Genomic DNA, 17,165 nt, shown 5'->3' with positions numbered 1-17,165 from the left:
TCCTGCTTTGGCGAGCAGCATCATGGCTCCGTTACCTGGTCGGCGGTGAGGCGGTCGATCAGGCGCTTCAGGTCCTTCTCGCGCGCGGCCTGCGCCTCGACCCAGTCGCGGATCATCTGCTGCTCGGAGCGCATGTGCTGGACGAGTCCTTGGATGCCCTCGGCCAGATTGGAGAGCGCCTGCGTCGCGGCGCGATTGTTGGAGGCGCCGTCGGCCATGGCGGCGCTGAGCTGCTCGAAACGGTCGGCGAGCGGATTGCCGGCCGCAAGCAAGGCGGCAGGCGCATCGGGCGTGCCGGTGCGGCTTCCGAGCCAGCTCTCGACCTCGTTGCGGAAGCGGCGCTGTGCCTGCCCGACCTGAAGGTCGAGGAAGCCAAGGATCAGCGAGCCGGCGATGCCGAACAGCGAGGAGGAGAAGGACAGGCCCATGCCGGCGAGCGGGGCGGAGAGGCCGGCCTTGAGCTCGTCGAAGAGCACGCCGGCCTCGGCGCCGGTGCGCAGTGACTTGATGACGGTTCCGACCGAGCCGACCGTGTCGAGCAGGCCCCAGAAGGTGCCGAGCAGGCCGAGGAAGACGAGCAGGCCGCTGAGATAGCGCAGCACCTCGCGCCCGTCATCGAGCCTGACCGCGATCGATTCGAGCGCCGTGACGGCCTGGGCCGGGGCAAGGGTGCCATGCTCCAGCGCCGGCAGGACGGAGCCCAGCGGGGCGATGACCTGGCCGCGGCGGATATCGGCGGAGGCAGGCACGACGGCGAGGTTGGTCGCGGCGCGCGCCTCGCTGTGGATGCGCCAGAGTTCGCGCAGTGCGATCAGGCAGCCGACGAGCAGGGCCCCGAGGATGAGCCCGTTCAGACCGGGATTGGTCATGAAGGCCTGGACCAGCCCGGCCTGCAGGATGAAGCCGAGGAAGCCGATCAGGACGAGGAACAGGACCGCGCGGACGACGTAGCGGAGCGGCCTGGAGAAGCGGACCTGCGTCCGCACGGTTGCGGCCGTTGCCGGCTCGGCCGCGAAATCCTCAATCGCCATGCGTCGTCTTCCGTTCGCCTCGGAGTGCGGGGAGGACTGTCGCCTCCCACGCCGCCGGGATCAAGCACGAAAGAGCAACAGTTTCGAGGCTGTTGGCCTCAGGCCGCCGCGGTCTTGAGCGCCTGGCTGAGCGCGCGCTCGCCGGCCTCGTTGCCGCAGATGATGTCCTTGGCGCTCGTCACCGGCTTGCCGTCGAGCGTGCCGAAGGTGCCGCCGGCCTCGCGGATCAGCACGGCGCCGGCCGCGAAATCCCAGGTGTTGAGGCCGCGCTCCCAATAGGCGTCCATGCGGCCGGCGGCGACATAGGCGATGTCGAGCGCGGCCGAGCCCATGCGGCGGACATTGGCGAAGCGCGGCATCACGGCGGCAAGCTCGCGCAGGAACTGGCCGTGGCCGCCCTTGCCGATATGCGGGATGCCGGTGCCGATCAGCATGTCGGCCGGCTCGTTGCGGCCGGAGACGCGCAGGCGGCGGTTGTTGACATAGGCGCCCTTGCCCTTCTCGGCCATGAACATCTCGTCCTTGGCGGCGTCGTAGATCACGCCGGCGATGAACTGGTTGTCGCGCTCGAGCGCGACCGAGATGTTCCAGTGCGGGATGCCGCGCAGGAAGTTATGGGTGCCGTCGAGCGGGTCGATATGCCAGCGGTTGCTCTCGTCGGTGCCGTGGACGACGCCGCTCTCCTCCATAACGAAGCCGTAGCCCGGGCGGGCCTTCTCCAACGCGGCGCGGAGGATTTCCTCGGCCTTGGTGTCGGCCTTGGAGACGAAGTCGCCCGGGCCCTTGGCCAGGACCTGCAGGTTCTCGACCTCGCCGAAATCGCGCTTGAGCGAGCGGGACGCCTTCATCACGGCGTCGGTCATCACGGTCATCAGGGGAGAGCGGATCATCGGAAACCTCTTGCGCGCTCGTGGGCGCGGCTGGAAATGAAGGAACGGTCACGCCAGCCCTCATCCTGAGGAGCCGCGAAAGCGGCGTCTCGAAGGATGCTCCAGAGCGCGCTGGAACATCCTTCGAGACGCGGGCTTTGCCCGCTCCTCAGGATGAGGGCTGTGTTTCGACCGTAGTACCCCGTCACTTGCGCGGGTCTTACGGCGCCGTCAAGACGGCGGTGCTGATCCGGCCGGCGGCCATGCGGGCGGCGCGGGCCTGCTGCTCGGGCTTGAGGCGTTCGAACATGTCGTCGAGCGCGGGGTCCTTGAGGCCTTGCGAGCGGGCCGCGAGGTGCCAGGCCGCGGCCTCGATCGTGTCCGGCGCGATGCCGAGACCGAACTGGTAGAGCTTGGCGAGGCGGTTCTGGGCGATGGGGTTGCCCTCCCAGGCGGCGCGCCGGAACAAGCTGGCGGCGGCGGCCTCGTCCTTCTCGACGCCGGTGCCGTTGAACAGCATGATGGCGTATTCGACCTCGCCGGGGACGTTGCCGGCCGCTGCCGCCTGCTTCATCCAGCGGGCGGCGACCTCCTCGCTCTCCGGCATGCCGCGTCCCTGCTTTGCCAGCACGCCGAGCGCATGCATGGCGTCGCCGATCTGGGATTTCGCCGCGATTTCAAGACAGGCGACGGCACGTTTGTCCTCGGCCTCGCGGTTCGCCGCGAGAAGGGCGAGCGCGAGATTGTAGTTGGCGGCGGGGTGGCCGGCGGCAGCCGCCTTCTCGAGCAGCTTGCCGGCGCGGGCGGGGTCGCGCTTGCCGCTCTTCTCGTCGAGAAGCTGCGTCGCCAGCGCGAAAGCCGCGTTGATGTCGCCGCGCGCCTCGGCCCGCTCATACCATTCCGTCGCGACCTTCTGGTCGGGCGCGACCCCGAGGCCCTGGCGATAGAGTTCGCCGACCAGGGTCATCGCGGCGGCATCGCTGCTATCGGCCTCGATGCGCTTGAGCGCTTCCGCCTGGGCGCGACGATAATGTCCGGCCTGGTAGGCGCCATAGGCCAGATCCGGCGTGGCCGCGGCCTCGGCCGGGCCGGCAAGCACGGCACCGGCGAGCAGGGCACTGGCCAGCAAGGCTTGCCCGGCCAGCCGCGTCATCGGGCCGTCTTCCGCGCGGCGCAGGCGCTGATCGCCTGGTTGGCCTGCTCGACCAGGGCGCGGATATCCTGCCCCTCGTCGAAGGCCCAGGCGCCGAGCGCGACGAATTCCGCACCGGTCTCGATCAGCGCGGGGATGGAGTCGGCATCGGGCGCATAGGCGACGCAGGGCGTCTCGAAGATCTCGGCCCACCAGCCGGCGCGCTCTACCACGGCCGCGAGCGGCGGCAGCGACCCGTCGGGACGGGGCTCGCCGAACATCACGTAATCGACGCCGGCCTCGCCGGCATCCATGGCGTCATGGCGGGCACGCAAGGCGCCGATGCCGATGATGCGCTCGCTCTTCAGGCTGGAGCGGGCTTCCGAGACCGCGGCCGGGCCGCCGGTGAGATGGACGCCGTCGGCGCCACCGCGCGCCGCGACGAGCGCATTGTCCTCGACGACGAGGGCGACATTATTGGCCTGGACCGGGCCGGCGAGGCGCTTGACGCGCTCGATCCGGCTGCGGTCGTCGCCGGCGCTGAGGCGCAGCAGCACGGCGGCGACATCGCCGCCGGCCATGGCCTGCATCAGGCGAAAGGCCATGGCCTCCGCGTCTGCGACGGGAGGGGTGACGAGCATCAGGCGAGTGGAGGATGATTGTGTGGTCATGATTTGCTGCGCAAACGGCCCGCAGCGAAGTCCAATGTCAAGACCGCAAGGCCGGCAACGAGGCTCCAGAAGGCCGATCCGATGCCGAAAAGCGAAAGGCTGGAGGCGGCGACGGCGAAGGTGACGACGGCGGCGAAGCGCTCCTTGTCGGAAGACATGGCCTGTCCGAGCGCGCCCGTCAGCGAGCCGACCAGCCCGAGGCCGGCCACGGCGACGATCAGCGCCTTGGGCAGCGCCAGCAACAGGGCGATCAGCAAGCCGGTGCAGGCGGCGACGACGAAATAGAACAGGCCGTAGAGCACGCCGGCCTTCCAGCGCTGGGCAGGGTCGGGATGGGTGTCGCCGCCGGTGCAGATCGAGGCCGATATCGCGGCCATGTTGGTCATATGCGCGCCGAAGGGCGCGGTCAGGAGCGAGGTCAGGCCGGTGACGAACAGCGAGGGTGCGGTCGGCGGATTGTAGCCGGCGGCGCGCAGCACGGCGAAGCCCGGCAGGTTCTGGGCGGCCATGGTGACGAGATAGAGCGGGACGCCGATGCCGAGCATGGCGGCAATATCGAAGCGCGGCGTGACGAATTCGAGGCCGCTCAGCGTCATTGCTCCGGCAGGCCAATGGGCGAGGCCGCCAACGAAGCTGATCGCGATACCGGCGACGAGCGCAGCGATGACGCCGAGGAAGGGGTTTAACAGGCGCGCCAACAGGAAGACGGCGAGCAGCGGCAGGACGAGCCCGGGCGAGAGCCGCATCTCGTCGAAGACCGCGACGACGAAGCGGAAGATGACACCGGCGAGCATCGCGGCTGCCACCGGCATCGGGATGCGCTCGATCAGCCTGCCGAGCGGGCGGAAGGCGGCGGTCAGCATCATCAGCACGGCCGCGACCAGGAAGGCGCCAACGGCTGAGGCCATGTCGAATCCGGTCACGGCGGCGATGAGGGCGGCGCCCGGCGTCGACCAGGCGCAGATCATCGGCATGCGGTAGCGCCAAGACAGGAAGAGGCTGGAGGCGCCGGTCGCAAGACAGAGCGCCGCAATCCACGAGATGGTCTGGCCGGGCGTGGCGCCGAGCGCCTGCGCGGCCTGGAGGATGACGGCGACGGAGGCGGCGAAGCCGACGAAGACCGCGACCACGGCAGAGAAGACGATCGACATGGTGCGGGAAGCCGGCTGGGACAGAAGCAAGCCAGCGTTGAACCAGAAATCGCCTGAGACGGAAAGGGCGGCGGGCGCAGGGCCGGGACCAGTCTGAGGGCGGGACTGGCTGGAAGATGGCCTGCCGGTAACGGGCGATGTCATTCGGCTGTCAATGGCCGGGCCTAGCTGCGCATTATTCCAATCCGCAGCGACCGAGGCCGACCATGCGCGACGACGAGTACGAATCCACCTTCGGCGCCAGCATGCTGGAGCATGAGGATGCCGAGCCGCGGAATCCGACCGACAACCCGACCATGGGTGAATTGATCTCGCAGCGGTTCTCGCGGCGCGGTCTGCTCAAGGGCGCGCTCGCGGTCTCGGCGATCTCGGCGACGGTCGGCACGCTGGCGCTGGAAACCGCTGCCGAGGCGCAGGCGCAGGGCGCCAAGTCGGCCTTCTCCTTCAAGGAGGTCGAGGTCGGCGTCGATGCCGATCACCACGTCGCCGAGGGCTACGAGGCGCAGGTGCTGCTGCGCTGGGGTGACCCGCTGACGGCTGATGCGCCAGCCTTCGACCCGGCAAAGCAGAGCGCGGAGGCCCAGAGCAAGCAGTTCGGCTACAACAACGACTTCGTCGGCTATGTGCCGATGATGGGCGCGGCCGACCCGTCTGCCCACGGGCTGCTCTTCGTCAATCACGAATACACCAACCCGCATCTGATGTTCCCGGGCGTGGTCGAGATGAAGGACGGCAAGCCCGTCCTGAAGAACGCGACGCCGGAGCGCTTCGCGATCGAGGCGATGGCTCATGGCGCGACCGTCGCGGAAATCCGCAAGACCGGCAGCGAATGGGCGCTGGTCAGGGATTCCAAGTACAACCGCCGCATCACCGCCGCCACCGAGATGCAGCTCTCGGGACCGGTCGCCGGCCATGAGCGCGTGCAGACCAAGGCTGACGCCACGGGCCGCAAGGTACTGGGCACGCTCAATAACTGCTCGGGCGCGCTGACGCCCTGGGGCACCTTCGTCTCGGGCGAGGAGAACTTCCACGGCTATTTCTCCGGCAAGCTGCCGGAGGGCCATCGCGAGGAAGCCAATTACAAGCGCCTCGCCGTGCCGTCCTCGCCTTATGCCTGGGGTCGCTTCGAGGAGCGCTTCAACCTCGCCAGGGAGCCGAACGCGGCCAATCGCTTCGGCTGGGTGGTCGAGGTCGATCCGTTCGATCCGAACTCGGTGCCAAAGAAGCGCACCGCGCTCGGCCGCTTCAAGCATGAGGGCGCCGACATGATCGTCGCCAAAGACGGGCGCGTGGTCGCCTATCTCGGCGACGATGAGCGCTTTGATTATGTCTACAAGTTCGTGACGACGGGCCGGTTCGACCCGAACAACCGCGCCAGCAATCTCGACCTGCTCGATGCCGGCACGCTCTATGTCGCCAAGTTCGCGGCGGAGGGCACGCATGAATGGCTGCCGCTGGTCTTTGGGCAGGGGCCGCTCACGGCCGCGAACGGCTTCCAGAGCCAGGCCGACGTGCTGATCGAGGCCCGCCGCGCCGGCGACCTGCTCGGCGCCACCAAGATGGACCGGCCGGAAGACATCACGCCGAACCCGGTGACGGGGCGCGTCTATGTGATGCTGACCAACAATACGAGCCGCAAGGACGAGCAAGTCGACGCCGCCAATCCGCGTGCCAAGAACGCCTTCGGCCATATCATCGAGATCGCCGAGGCCGATGGCGATCACACGGCGACCAGAGGGCGCTGGGAGATCCTGCTGACATGCGGCGATCCATCCGTCGCGGCGGTCGGTGCGAGCTTCTCGACCGATACGACCAAGAACGGCTGGTTCGGCATGCCCGACAATGCCGTGGTCGATTCCGCCGGGCGGCTCTGGGTCGCGACGGATGGGAACGGCATCGACGTGACCGGGCGCACAGACGGGCTCTGGGCGGTCGATACCGAGGGTGGCGCGCGCCGGACCTCGAAGCTGTTCTACCGCGTGCCGCATGGCGCGGAGATGTGCGGCCCCTGCTTCACGCCGGACGACACCACCGCCTTCGTCGCCGTGCAGCATCCGGGTGACGATGGGCCGGACTGGCCCGAATTCGGCCGCCGCTCCTATTACGAGGACCTCTCGACCCGCTGGCCGGATTTCAAGCCGGACATGCCGGTGCGGCCTTCCGTGGTGGCGATCACTCGGAAGGGCGGGGGGAAGATCGGCGTTTGAGGCGCCACCGTTGACGAAAAGGAAGAGCCGCCGGATCGCTCCGGCGGCTCTTTTCTTTCAGGCCGCCTTCTTGGCGCCGAAGGTCGGGTCGAGCTCGCCCTTGGCGTAGCGCTTGGCCATCTCGGCCAGCGTGATGACGCGCTTGATCTTCGAGGCCTGGCCGGCGGTGTTGAACTCCTCGAGGCGCTGCTTGCAGAGCTTGGTCATCGCTTCCATGGCGGGCTTCAGATACTTGCGCGGGTCGAACTCGCCGGGGTTCTCCGAGAGGATCTTGCGGATCTGGCCGGTCATCGCCATGCGGTTGTCGGTGTCGATGTTGATCTTGCGCACGCCGTGCTTGATGCCGCGCTGGATCTCCTCGACCGGCACGCCCCAGGTCTGGGGCATCTTGCCGCCATACTGGTTGATGACGTCCTGAAGGTCCTGCGGAACGCTGGACGAGCCATGCATGACGAGATGCGTGTTCGGCAGCAGCTTGTGGATCTCCTCGATGACATGCATCGCCAGGATCGCCCCATCGGGCTTGCGGGTGAACTTGTAGGCGCCATGCGAGGTGCCCATGGCGATCGCGAGCGCATCGACCTTGGTCTCGGCGACGAACTTCACGGCTTCGTCGGGATTGGTCAGGAGCTGGTCGTGGCTGAGCTTGCCCTCGAAGCCGTGGCCGTCCTCCTTCTCGCCCTCGCCGGATTCCAGCGAGCCGAGCACGCCGAGTTCGCCCTCGACCGAGATGCCGCCGAGATGGGACATGTCGGTTACCGTCTTGGTCACGCCGACATTGTAGTCCCAGTCGCCCGGCGTCTTGCCGTCGGCCTTGAGGGAGCCGTCCATCATCACCGAGGTGAAGCCGGCCTGGATCGCGGTCATGCAGGTCGCCGGCTCGTTGCCGTGGTCGAGATGCACGCAGACCGGAATATGCGGATAGATCTCGGTGACGGCATCCATCATGTGCTTGAGCATGATGTCGTTGGCGTAGCTGCGGGCGCCGCGCGAGGCCTGGATGATGACGGGCGCGTCGGTCGCGTCGGCCGCCGCCATGATCGCCAGCGCCTGCTCCATGTTGTTGATGTTGAAGGCGGGCACGCCGTAGTCGTTCTCGGCGGCATGATCGAGCAACTGGCGAAGCGTGATACGGGCCACGATGGCACTCCCCTTTTGAAAACGGATATGGCGAAAGATGTAGTGCGGACAGGCTCCCGGCGCAAAGCCGGGTGGGTGGAAAGCTTAAAACGCGAGCGGCCGCCCCGTTGTCGGAGCGGCCCGCACGGTCAATGCCCGGATCAGCGCTTCCGCAGGGCCTCGACGCCCGGCAGGGCCTTGCCTTCCATCCATTCGAGGAAGGCGCCACCCGCCGTCGAGACATAGGACAGGTCGTCGATGACGCCGGCATGGTTCATCGCCGCGACGGTGTCGCCGCCACCGGCGACCGCGACGAGATCGCCGGCCTTGACGTGCCTGGCCGCGGCCTTGGCGACGGCGACCGTCGCTGTGTCGAAGGGCGGCAGCTCGAAGGCGCCGAAGGGGCCGTTCCAGACCAGCGTCTTGACCTTCTCCAACCGCAGCACGACTTCGGCGATCGAGAGCGGGCCGGCATCGAGAATCATCTCGTCGGCGCCGACTTCACCGACCGGCACGACGCGATGGCCGGGATGAGCCTTGAACTCGCGCGCCACCAGCGCATCGACCGGCAGCAGGATCTCGCAGCCGGCGGCCTTGGCCTTCTCCTCGATCTCGCGGGCTGTGCCGACGAGATCATGTTCGCAGAGCGACTTGCCGACGTTCACACCGCGCGCGGCAAGGAAGGTGTTGGCCATGCCGCCGCCGATGGCGAGGACATCGACCTTCTTCACCAGATTGCCGAGCAGGTCGAGCTTGGTCGAGACTTTGGCGCCGCCGACGATCGCCATCACGGGGCGGGTGGGGTTGTCGAGGCCGGCGGAAAGGGCTTCGAGCTCCGCCTGCATGGTGCGCCCGGCATAGGCCGGCAGGACATGGGCGAGGCCTTCGGTCGAGGCGTGCGCCCGGTGCGCGGCCGAGAAGGCGTCGTTGACATAGAGGTCGCCATTGGCGGCGAGCGCCCTGACGAAGTCGGGATCGTTCTTCTCGTCGCCGGCGTGGAAGCGGGTGTTCTCCAGCAGCAGGACGTCGCCGTTCCTGGCGGCGGCAAGCGCCTTTGCAACCGGTTCGCCGATGCAATCGTCGACGAAGGTGACGGGGCGGCCGAGCGCCTGTGTCAGTGCCGGCACGACCTGCCGCAGGCTGTTCTTGTCGTCGCGGCCCTTCGGCCGGCCGAAATGCGCGAGCAGCACGACCTTGCCGCCCTTGTCGGCGATCTCGCGGATCGTCGGCAGGATGCGGTCGATGCGGGTGGTGTCGCTGACCTTGTCGCCGTCCATGGGAACGTTGAGGTCGACGCGGACAAGCACCCGCTTGCCCGCAAGATCGGCGTCGTCGAGAGTGCGGAAGGCGCTCATCGCGGCAGCAGGCCGCCAAACAGGCCGGGCACGCCGAATTTCAGGACGAGGATGGTGAGCAGCACGGTGAGCACCGCGGTCACGGCGGCGGTGACGAAGAGCGTGCCGGCCCGCGGCGTCGCATCGACGCGCTGGCGCAGGGCGGCGATCTCGTTGCGGATGCCGCCGATGTCGAGCGTGCCCACCGCATTGTCGACCTTGCCGGCCGAGCGCTCCAGCGAGGCTTCGGCGCGGGTCAGGACGGCCTCGTAGCGGGCGAATTTCTCCTCGATGCGCGCCGCCTTCTCCTCGATGCGGGAGAGCTGGTCGAGCTTGCGCGGCTCGGTCGCGACCGTCGCCGGCTCGGCGCGTATCGGAGCCGGGGCCGGAGCGGGAGCAGGGGCAGGGGCCGCAGCGGAGGGGAAGGCCGGGACCGGCGCCAGGTTGGCCGGTGCGGAGGCAGCCTCGGTCTGGGGGGCGGGCGGGGTCGCTACTGTCGGCTCGATCTTGGCCATGCTCGGTCCGTTTCTGCTGCTGTTCAGGGACAAGGCCACGCCCTGACGGAGGAACGTGGCCTTGGTAAGACGGTTCAGAGCAGGGCGCCCATGGCGACGGCGGTGTCGCTCATGCGGTTCGAGAAGCCCCATTCGTTGTCGTACCAGGACAGCACGCGCACGAACTTGTCGTCCATGACCTTGGTCTGGTCGAGGGCGAAGGTCGAGGACGCCGGATCGTGGTTGAAGTCGATCGAGACGTTCGGCTGGTCGGTGACGGCGAGGATGCCCTTGAGCGGGCCGCGCTTCGAGGCCTTGATGATGGCCTCGTTGACCTTCTCGACCGTGGTCTTGCGCTTCGAGATGAACTTGAAGTCGACGACCGAGACGTTCGGGGTGGGAACGCGGATCGAGGTGCCGTCGAGACGGCCTTTCAGATCGGGGATGACGAGGCCGATCGCCTTGGCGGCACCGGTCGAGGTCGGGATCATCGAGAGCGCGGCGGCGCGGCCGCGATAGAGATCCTTGTGCATCGTATCCAGCGTCGGCTGGTCGCCGGTATAGGCATGGATCGTCGTCATGAAGCCCTTGTCGATGCCCATGCTGTCATGCAGCACGCGCACGACCGGCGCGAGGCAGTTCGTGGTGCAGGAGGCGTTCGAGACGACGACGTGGTCCTTGGTCAGCTCGTGATGGTTGACGCCGAAGACGACGGTCAGGTCGGCGCCGTCGCAGGGGGCGGAGACCAGCACGCGCTTGGCGCCGGCGGCGAGATGCGCGGCGGCCTTGTCGCGGGTGGTGAAGATGCCGGTGCACTCGAAGGCGATGTCGACGCCGAGCGCCTTGTGCGGCAGGTCCTTGGGATCGCGGATCGCGGTGACCTTGATCGGGCCGCGGCCGACATCGATCGTGTCGCCGGAGACGGTCACGGTGCCGGGGAAGCGGCCATGGACGGAGTCGAAGCGGAAGAGATGGGCGTTGGTCTCGACCGGGCCGAGATCGTTGATCGCCACGACCTCGATATCCTTGCGCTTCGACTCGATGATCGCGCGCAGGACGTTGCGCCCGATGCGGCCGAAGCCGTTGATCGCTACCTTCACCGTCATATCTTCCTCTCCTTCGCCGAGCGAAACGGCGATGCCGTCGCTATCCACGCGGGCAATTCGGCCAAAGAATGGCCGAACGCAAGATGTCTTTCGGGAATATCAGCCCTGCCTGCGGCCGGCCCTCAGGCGTTGTGCTGCTTCATCGCGGCGTCGGCGATCGCCTCCGCCGTGATACCGAAATGCTTGTAGACCTCCTTGTAGGGGCCGCTGGCGCCGAAGGAGTGCATGCCGATGAAGGTGCCGTCATGGCCGATCACGGCATCCCAGCCGAAGCGCACGCCGGCCTCGACCGCGATCTTGACCGGGGCCGAGCCGACGATCGCTGCCTGGGTTGCCTCGTCCTGCTCCAGGAAGAGCTCGAGCGAAGGCACGGAGACGACGCGGGCGCGAACGCCCTTCTCGGCGAGCAGCTTGCGCGCGGCGACGGCGAGCTCGACCTCGGAGCCCGAGGCGAAGAGCGAGACCTGGGCCTTGCCGCCTTCAGCCGCCAGAAGCTCATAGGCGCCGGTGGCCGAGCGGTTCTTGGCGGAGGCGTCGGTGCGCAGCTGCGGCAGGTTCTGGCGCGAGAGCGCGAGCACCGTCGGGCCGTTGGTGCGTTCCAGCGCGGCCTGCCAGGCTTCCGCGGTCTCGATCGTGTCGGCCGGGCGGAAAACGCGCATGTTCGGCATGGCGCGCAAGCTGGCGATCTGCTCGACCGGCTGGTGGGTCGGGCCGTCCTCGCCGAGGCCGATCGAGTCATGGGTCATGACATAGACGACCGGGGCGCCCATCAGCGCGGCCAGCCGCATCGAGGGGCGGGCATAGTCGGCGAAGACCAGGAAGGTGCCGCCGGCGGTGCGGAAGCCGCCATGCAGGGTGATGCCGTTCATCGCGGCCGCCATGCCGTGCTCGCGGATGCCGTAGCGGACATAGCGGCCCTTCGGGGTCTTCGGGGTGAAGTCCTCGGCGGCCTTGGTGCGGGTGTTGTTGGAGGGGGTCAGGTCGGCCGAGCCCATCACCAGCTCCGGCATGACCGGGATGATGGCTTCCAGCGCCAGCTCCGACGCCTTGCGGGTCGCGACGGCCTGCGGCGCGGCGATCAGCGCCTTCTTGTGGGCGAGGATCGCCTTGTCGAGCTTGGCCGGGACACCGTGCACGAGGCGGCGGTCGAACTCGCCACGCTTGCGCTCGGAGAGGGTGGCGAAGCGCTCGCTCCAGTCCTTGTGGGCGGCGGCGCCGGCAGCGCCGAAGCCGCGCCAGGCCTTGAGCACGTCGGCGGCGACCTCGAAGGGCCCGCCGGTGATGCCGAGCGCCTTCTTGGCGGCGGCAAGCTCCTCGGCGCCGAGCGGCTCGCCATGGGCCTTGGAGGTGCCGGCCTTCTTCGGCGCGCCGAAGCCGATCACGGTCTTGCAGGCGATCATGGTCGGCTTGTTCGACTTCTGGGCGCGGCGGATCGCGGCCTCGATTGCCTCGGGGTCATGGCCGTCGACGCGCTCGGAGCGCCAGCCGCAGGCCTTGAAGCGCGCGACCTGGTCGACATTGTCGGTGATGGTCAGGGGGCCGTCGATCGAGATGCCGTTATCGTCCCAGAGCACGATCAGCTTGCTGAGCTTCTGGTGGCCGGCGAGCGCGATCGCCTCCTGGCTGATGCCCTCCATCAGGTCGCCGTCGGACGCCAGCACATAGGTGTGGTGATCCACGACCTTCTTGCCGAACTCGGCGGCGAGCATGCGCTCGGCCATCGCCATGCCGACGGCGGTGGCCAGCCCCTGGCCGAGCGGGCCGGTGGTGGTCTCGACGCCGGCGGTCATGAAGTTCTCGGGGTGGCCGGGGGTCTTCGACTCGATCTGGCGGAAGGCCTTGAGGTCGTCGAGCGCCATGCCGGGCGCACCGGTGAGATAGAGCAGGGCGTAGAGCAGCATCGAGCCGTGGCCGGCGGAGAGCACGAAGCGGTCGCGGTCCGGCCAGCGCGGATCGGCGGCGTCATATTTCATCACGCGGGTAAACAGCACGGCGGCAACGTCGGCAGCGCCCATCGGCAGGCCGGGATGGCCGGACTTGGCCTTCTCGACACCGTCCATCGCCAGGCCGCGGATGGCGTTGGCGAGTTTGTCGTGCTGGGCGCGGTCGATGGTGGTCATGATGATCTCACGAGCTTTAAGTCTGGCGGGCTTGAGGCCGATCCGAACCTGCGGGAAAGGCAGGAATGGGGCCGGCGGGCAGGCGATGTCGGCAGGCTTGGAAAAGGACCGGTGGATTAGGCCTTGCGCTCGCCACGAGTCAATTCGCGGAAGCCGGGTTTCAGGGTCGCAGTAGCCGGTTGCCGCAGGTTTTTCGCATGGTTCCGTCCGAACCGGCGCGTTCACGCTCTCGGATGGGGCCGATTCCTGTTTTCCCGCGTTCTCATGTAAATTCGCTGGACGAATCGTGTGAGCCGGCTTCGATCTGAAAGGAGAACGACGGTGGCGAGCCTGATGCTGGACAATGCGCTGGCGCGCCTGGATACGGCGCTGGGGCAGCTGGAAGCGGCGGCGCGGCGGCGGGTCGAGGCTGAGCGTGGACATGGCAACCTCGAAACCGAACTCGCCCTGATGCAGGACGATCGCGCGCGCCTTGCGGCCGATCTCGACGGCGCCATGGCGCGGCTCGGGCAGGTCGAGACGGCCGCCGCCGATGTCGACCAGCGGCTGGAGCGGGCGATGAACGTCGTCGGCGCCGTGATCGCGCGGGTGGAGGCGCAACAGCCGCCGGAGCCCGAGGCAAGCTAGAGCAAGGACTGGAGAGGGAATGCCGCAAGTCAACGTCATGATCGCCGGGAAAGCCTACCGCATGGCCTGCGGAGAAGGCGAGGAGGGCCATCTTGAGGGGCTCGCCCGGTTCTTTGACGAGAAGATCGGCGAAATGCGCGAGGCCTTCGGCGAGATCGGCGACATGCGCCTGCACGTCATGGCCGCGCTGATGGTGGCCGACGAGGTCCATGAGCTGAAGCGGCGACTGGCGAAGCTGGAAGCCGACCTCGCGGCGACGCAGGGCAATGCCGGGGCTGCCGACCAGCGGCTCGGCGAGGTCGAGGACCGGGCGGCGGAAGCGCTCGTCGCGGCAGCCGAACGGATCGAAGGCGTGGCGCGCAGCCTGATCCCGACCGCGGTGGGGTGACGGCTTCCGCCCGGAAACAGAAAAGGCCCCGGACGATGTCGTCCGGGGCCTTTTCTTTTCTAACTGCGCAGCGATCAGACGCCAGGCGCGCCGCCGGCGCCGTCCAGCACCGTGACGGAGCGGCGGTTCTGCGACCAGCAGGAGATGTCGTTGCAGACCGCGACCGGGCGCTCCTTGCCGTAGGAAATGGTGCGCATGCGGTTGGCCGCGATGCCACGCGAGGCGAGGTAGTCACGCACGGTCTGGCCGCGGCGGGCGCCGAGCGAATAGTTGTACTCGCGGGTGCCGCGCTCGTCGGCATGGCCTTCGACGGTGAAGGTGTAGCGCGGATAGCGCTGCAGCCAGCCGGCCTGCTTGTCGAGGGTGGCGGTCGCGGTCGGGGTCAGGTCGGTGGAGTCGGTCTCGAAGAAGACGCGGTCGCCGACATTGACGACGAAGTCCTGCGCGCTGCCCGGGGTCGCGGCGCCGCCGGCGCCGAAGCCCGAGGCGTCGGCATTCTGGTCCTTGGCGCAGGCGCCGAGCGCGAGCGTGGCGGCGATGGCGGCGGCGAAACGGACGGCACGGCCGCCGGGAAGGAGAGTGGTCAACATGGCTGAACTCCGGGGCAATCGAATTTTGTGGCGCGCACTTCGAGGAGGGCTTCGCGAAGCCTCATCAATGAAGCGTCAACCTAAACGAGACCTTGCCAAATCAGGGCGAAGTGGCGGCATTGCGGCTTATGGTTAACCAAATGTGGCGAAAGGCGTTTGCGAGCCGGGCTGTTGCGTCGGGAGCACAGGAATGCTCCGCAGGGCGGCTTGCCTGCCTCATCGACCATGGGTTGGGCCGCAGGGTGACACCACCCGGCAAAAAAAGATCGGAGCTTTCCGGTTGACGAATTCATAGCTGTTTGGTTATGGATAAATCATAGCCATATGGTTATGGAATTCCGATGCCCGGCACGCATGACCTTCTCTTCAGGACGCTTTCCGACCCGACGCGGCGGGGCATTTTCGAGTGCCTGTGCAGCCAGGGCGAACAGACGGTCGCGGCGCTGACCGCACAGGCCGGCGTGTCGCAGCCGGCTGTCTCGAAGCACTTGGCCATGCTGAAGCAGGCCGGGCTGGTGCGGGACCGCCATCAGGGCCGGCAGACGCATTACAGCGCGCAGCTCGCGGCGCTCGCGCCTCTCGCCGACTGGACGAACCGCATGACCGGCTACTGGGAAAGCCGGTTCGACGATCTCGAAGACCTGCTCAAGAGGATGGACCAATGACCGAAACCCGCTCCGTCATCGTCGAGCGCGAGATGCCCCATCCACCGGAGAAGCTCTGGCGTGCGCTGACGCAGCCGCATCTGATCGCCGAATGGCTGATGAAGAACGACTTCGTGCCGACCGTCGGCCATCGCTTCAATCTGAGCGGCGACTGGGGCGGGGTGCTGGACTGCGAGGTGCTGGCCGTGGAGCCCAACCGCTCGCTCTCCTATAGCTGGGATTTCGCGCATGATGACCCGGCCTATGCCCTCAAGAGCGTCGTGACCTTCACGCTGACGCCGTCGCCCAAGGGCACGCATCTGCGCATGGAACAGGTCGGCTTCCGGCCGGAGCAGAAGCAGGCCCTCGGCGGCGCCAAGGCCGGCTGGCAGCAGTTCTTCGCCAAGCTGGAAGAGGTCGTGGCGCGCGCCGGCTGAGGCGGCGCCACTCCTCCTATCCCCTCATAAAAGGAGCTTTCCTTGACCTGGAGCACTGCAATCCGGCAGGGCCATCGCTGGCTGTCGATCATTTTCACGGCCACCGTCCTCGCGAATTTCGCCGCGATGGCGCGCGGCGAGCCGCCGGCCTGGATCGTCTATTCGCCCCTGCTGCTGCTGTTCAGCGGGCTCTACATGTTCATCCTGCCTTACGCCGCGAGATGGCGCGGCCGGCGTCAGGCCTGAGGGCAGGTCAAGTCTCGGGCTGATCGCGAAAAAATTGCGCAAACAGGGTGCAGAATTGCAGCGCATCTTTCGCGCCCTCCGGTCTATCGTGAGGAGATGCGGCCCTGCCTCGGCCCACCTTCCAGTCCCGACCGGAGATCGCGATGGCTCATTCCCTCAATTCCGCTGTTGCGAGCGTGGCGCCGATCCGCGGCCCTAACCAGCCCGACCTCGATTCCGATATCGTCTGGGAGGCGCGCCGCGATCTCGCCGCGACCTTCCGGATGGCGGCGCGCTACGGCTTCGAGGAGGGCATCTGCAACCATTTCTCCGCGCTGGTGCCGGGCTATGACGACCTCTTCATCGTCAATCCCTATGGCTGGGCCTTCCGGGAGCTGACCGCCTCGAAGCTGCTGATCTGCGACTTCCACGGCCAAGTCGTCTCAGGCGAGGGCCAGCCGGAGGCGACCGCCTTCTACATCCACGCCCGGGTCCACAAGAACGTCCCGCGCGCCAAGGTCGCCTTCCACACGCATATGCCTTACGCGACGGCGCTTTCGATGACCGAGGGCGATCCGCTGATCTTCGCCGGCCAGACGGCGCTGAAGTTCTACGGCCGCACCGTTGTCGACCGCGACTATAACGGGTTGGCTTTGGACGAGCGCGAGGGCGACCGCATCGCGGCTGCGGTCGGCGATGCCGATATCGTCTTCATGAAGCATCACGGCGTCATGGTGCTCGGGCCGACCATCGCCGAGGCCTGGGACGATCTCTATTATCTGGAGCGTGCCTGCGAGGTGCAGGCGCTGGCGCTGGCGACGGGGCGCGAGGTCAAGCCGGTGAAGCCCGAGATCGCGGAGGCGGCCTATCGCCAGATGCGCGAGGGCGATCCGGAATCCGCGCGGCTCCACCTGGCCTCGATCCGCCGGCAGCTCGACACCGAGGAACCGGTCTATCGCGACTGAGCGGGCCAGCGGTTGGGCCCTAAAAAGCAGAAGCCGCCCGAACTCGTCGGGCGGC

Annotated in this window: 18 protein-coding genes; 7 read left to right on the top strand and 11 right to left on the bottom strand. The window is 67.7% G+C overall.

Features of this window, described 5'->3' with window-relative positions; all coding sequences use genetic code 11:
• Positions 1 to 20: 20 nt before the first annotated feature.
• The 5 genes from ASE61_RS19955 to ASE61_RS19935 all read right to left on the bottom strand — a co-directional run bounded on the left by ASE61_RS19955 (position 21) and on the right by ASE61_RS19935 (position 4,854).
• Positions 21 to 1,031 (bottom strand): hypothetical protein, encoded by a 1,011-nt coding sequence (locus ASE61_RS19955; protein ID WP_061969868.1) that lies wholly within the window; start codon positions 1,029 to 1,031, stop codon positions 21 to 23.
• Between the two features lie 98 nt (positions 1,032 to 1,129).
• Positions 1,130 to 1,921, bottom strand: coding sequence for an inositol monophosphatase family protein (locus ASE61_RS19950; RefSeq protein WP_061969866.1), 792 nt, complete (start codon positions 1,919 to 1,921; stop codon positions 1,130 to 1,132).
• 199 nt (positions 1,922 to 2,120) lie between these two features.
• On the bottom strand, positions 2,121 to 3,053 hold the full coding sequence (locus ASE61_RS19945; RefSeq protein WP_061969864.1) for a tetratricopeptide repeat protein: 933 nt from the start codon (positions 3,051 to 3,053) through the stop codon (positions 2,121 to 2,123).
• On the bottom strand, positions 3,050 to 3,703 hold the full coding sequence (locus tag ASE61_RS19940; protein ID WP_082617572.1) for a thiamine phosphate synthase: 654 nt from the start codon (positions 3,701 to 3,703) through the stop codon (positions 3,050 to 3,052). Before ASE61_RS19940 ends, ASE61_RS19945 begins: the two co-directional genes overlap by 4 nt.
• Positions 3,700 to 4,854 carry a benzoate/H(+) symporter BenE family transporter gene (locus tag ASE61_RS19935; protein WP_061970295.1) on the bottom strand — a complete coding sequence of 385 codons (1,155 nt, stop codon included), beginning with the start codon at positions 4,852 to 4,854 and terminating at the stop codon, positions 3,700 to 3,702. The genes ASE61_RS19940 and ASE61_RS19935 overlap by 4 nt, the downstream gene beginning before the upstream one ends.
• Positions 4,855 to 5,060: 206 nt before the next feature.
• Here ASE61_RS19935 and ASE61_RS19930 point away from each other — a divergent pair, with 206 nt between their 5' ends.
• Complete coding sequence (locus tag ASE61_RS19930; RefSeq protein WP_061969860.1) at positions 5,061 to 7,061, top strand: PhoX family protein; 2,001 nt, start codon at positions 5,061 to 5,063, stop codon at positions 7,059 to 7,061.
• Between the two features lie 57 nt (positions 7,062 to 7,118).
• Here the strand turns inward: ASE61_RS19930 and fba are convergent, their stop codons facing one another.
• The 5 genes from fba to tkt form a co-directional block, all read right to left on the bottom strand.
• A complete protein-coding gene (fba, locus tag ASE61_RS19925; protein WP_061969859.1) occupies positions 7,119 to 8,201 on the bottom strand; it encodes a class II fructose-bisphosphate aldolase in 1,083 nt (360 codons plus the stop codon).
• A 140-nt stretch (positions 8,202 to 8,341) separates the two neighbouring features.
• Positions 8,342 to 9,535 (bottom strand): phosphoglycerate kinase, encoded by a 1,194-nt coding sequence (locus ASE61_RS19920; RefSeq protein ID WP_061969857.1) that lies wholly within the window; start codon positions 9,533 to 9,535, stop codon positions 8,342 to 8,344.
• The gene (locus ASE61_RS19915; RefSeq protein WP_061969856.1) at positions 9,532 to 10,029 is read right to left on the bottom strand and encodes a hypothetical protein; all 498 of its coding nucleotides are present in this window, start codon (positions 10,027 to 10,029) and stop codon (positions 9,532 to 9,534) included. Before ASE61_RS19915 ends, ASE61_RS19920 begins: the two co-directional genes overlap by 4 nt.
• A 74-nt stretch (positions 10,030 to 10,103) precedes the next feature.
• Positions 10,104 to 11,114, bottom strand: coding sequence for a type I glyceraldehyde-3-phosphate dehydrogenase (gene gap, locus ASE61_RS19910; RefSeq protein ID WP_061970293.1), 1,011 nt, complete (start codon positions 11,112 to 11,114; stop codon positions 10,104 to 10,106).
• A gap of 122 nt (positions 11,115 to 11,236) precedes the next feature.
• Positions 11,237 to 13,234, bottom strand: coding sequence for a transketolase (gene tkt / locus ASE61_RS19905; RefSeq protein WP_061969854.1), 1,998 nt, complete (start codon positions 13,232 to 13,234; stop codon positions 11,237 to 11,239).
• A 321-nt stretch (positions 13,235 to 13,555) separates the two neighbouring features.
• Here tkt and ASE61_RS19900 point away from each other — a divergent pair, with 321 nt between their 5' ends.
• Together ASE61_RS19900 and ASE61_RS19895 are read left to right on the top strand one after the other, a co-directional pair.
• Positions 13,556 to 13,861: a DUF4164 family protein gene (locus ASE61_RS19900; RefSeq protein ID WP_320409881.1), complete on the top strand. Its 306-nt coding sequence runs from the start codon at positions 13,556 to 13,558 to the stop codon at positions 13,859 to 13,861.
• A gap of 19 nt (positions 13,862 to 13,880) precedes the next feature.
• Positions 13,881 to 14,249, top strand: coding sequence for a cell division protein ZapA (locus tag ASE61_RS19895; RefSeq protein ID WP_061969853.1), 369 nt, complete (start codon positions 13,881 to 13,883; stop codon positions 14,247 to 14,249).
• 74 nt (positions 14,250 to 14,323) lie between these two features.
• Here the strand turns inward: ASE61_RS19895 and pal are convergent, their stop codons facing one another.
• The gene (pal, locus tag ASE61_RS19890) at positions 14,324 to 14,839 is read right to left on the bottom strand and encodes a peptidoglycan-associated lipoprotein Pal (protein WP_061969851.1); all 516 of its coding nucleotides are present in this window, start codon (positions 14,837 to 14,839) and stop codon (positions 14,324 to 14,326) included.
• Positions 14,840 to 15,180: 341 nt separating this feature from the next.
• Between pal and ASE61_RS19885 the strand changes: the two genes are divergently transcribed.
• The 4 genes from ASE61_RS19885 to ASE61_RS19870 all read left to right on the top strand — a co-directional run bounded on the left by ASE61_RS19885 (position 15,181) and on the right by ASE61_RS19870 (position 17,110).
• The gene (locus tag ASE61_RS19885; RefSeq protein WP_061969849.1) at positions 15,181 to 15,504 is read left to right on the top strand and encodes an ArsR/SmtB family transcription factor; all 324 of its coding nucleotides are present in this window, start codon (positions 15,181 to 15,183) and stop codon (positions 15,502 to 15,504) included.
• Positions 15,501 to 15,920: an SRPBCC family protein gene (locus tag ASE61_RS19880; protein WP_061969847.1), complete on the top strand. Its 420-nt coding sequence runs from the start codon at positions 15,501 to 15,503 to the stop codon at positions 15,918 to 15,920. The genes ASE61_RS19885 and ASE61_RS19880 overlap by 4 nt, the downstream gene beginning before the upstream one ends.
• A gap of 42 nt (positions 15,921 to 15,962) precedes the next feature.
• The gene (locus ASE61_RS19875; RefSeq protein ID WP_061969845.1) at positions 15,963 to 16,166 is read left to right on the top strand and encodes a hypothetical protein; all 204 of its coding nucleotides are present in this window, start codon (positions 15,963 to 15,965) and stop codon (positions 16,164 to 16,166) included.
• Between the two features lie 143 nt (positions 16,167 to 16,309).
• On the top strand, positions 16,310 to 17,110 hold the full coding sequence (locus ASE61_RS19870) for an aldolase (protein ID WP_061969843.1): 801 nt from the start codon (positions 16,310 to 16,312) through the stop codon (positions 17,108 to 17,110).
• The last annotated feature ends 55 nt before the right edge of the window (positions 17,111 to 17,165 follow it).

This window comes from Allobosea sp. Root670 (genome assembly GCF_001429415.1).
In the GTDB taxonomy this organism is placed as follows: Bacteria; Pseudomonadota; Alphaproteobacteria; order Rhizobiales; family Beijerinckiaceae; genus Allobosea; species Allobosea robiniae.
Note: the sequence above shows the minus strand (reverse complement) of the source record. Positions and strands in the feature narration are given on the sequence as shown.

Excerpts from the sequence above, each read along its gene's own strand:
- ASE61_RS19885 (WP_061969849.1), top strand. The coding sequence starts at position 15,181 with ATGCCCGGCACGCATGACCTTCTCTTCAGGACGCTTTCCGACCCGACG.
- ASE61_RS19930 (WP_061969860.1), top strand. The coding sequence starts at position 5,061 with ATGCGCGACGACGAGTACGAATCCACCTTCGGCGCCAGCATGCTGGAG.
- ASE61_RS19920 (WP_061969857.1), bottom strand. The coding sequence starts at position 9,535 with ATGAGCGCCTTCCGCACTCTCGACGACGCCGATCTTGCGGGCAAGCGG.
- ASE61_RS19880 (WP_061969847.1), top strand. The coding sequence starts at position 15,501 with ATGACCGAAACCCGCTCCGTCATCGTCGAGCGCGAGATGCCCCATCCA.
- ASE61_RS19935 (WP_061970295.1), bottom strand. The coding sequence starts at position 4,854 with ATGTCGATCGTCTTCTCTGCCGTGGTCGCGGTCTTCGTCGGCTTCGCC.
- ASE61_RS19940 (WP_082617572.1), bottom strand. The coding sequence starts at position 3,703 with ATGACCACACAATCATCCTCCACTCGCCTGATGCTCGTCACCCCTCCC.
- pal (WP_061969851.1), bottom strand. The coding sequence starts at position 14,839 with ATGTTGACCACTCTCCTTCCCGGCGGCCGTGCCGTCCGTTTCGCCGCC.
- ASE61_RS19895 (WP_061969853.1), top strand. The coding sequence starts at position 13,881 with ATGCCGCAAGTCAACGTCATGATCGCCGGGAAAGCCTACCGCATGGCC.
- tkt (WP_061969854.1), bottom strand. The coding sequence starts at position 13,234 with ATGACCACCATCGACCGCGCCCAGCACGACAAACTCGCCAACGCCATC.
- ASE61_RS19955 (WP_061969868.1), bottom strand. The coding sequence starts at position 1,031 with ATGGCGATTGAGGATTTCGCGGCCGAGCCGGCAACGGCCGCAACCGTG.
- ASE61_RS19870 (WP_061969843.1), top strand. The coding sequence starts at position 16,310 with ATGGCTCATTCCCTCAATTCCGCTGTTGCGAGCGTGGCGCCGATCCGC.
- ASE61_RS19950 (WP_061969866.1), bottom strand. The coding sequence starts at position 1,921 with ATGATCCGCTCTCCCCTGATGACCGTGATGACCGACGCCGTGATGAAG.
- ASE61_RS19915 (WP_061969856.1), bottom strand. The coding sequence starts at position 10,029 with ATGGCCAAGATCGAGCCGACAGTAGCGACCCCGCCCGCCCCCCAGACC.
- ASE61_RS19945 (WP_061969864.1), bottom strand. The coding sequence starts at position 3,053 with ATGACGCGGCTGGCCGGGCAAGCCTTGCTGGCCAGTGCCCTGCTCGCC.
- gap (WP_061970293.1), bottom strand. The coding sequence starts at position 11,114 with ATGACGGTGAAGGTAGCGATCAACGGCTTCGGCCGCATCGGGCGCAAC.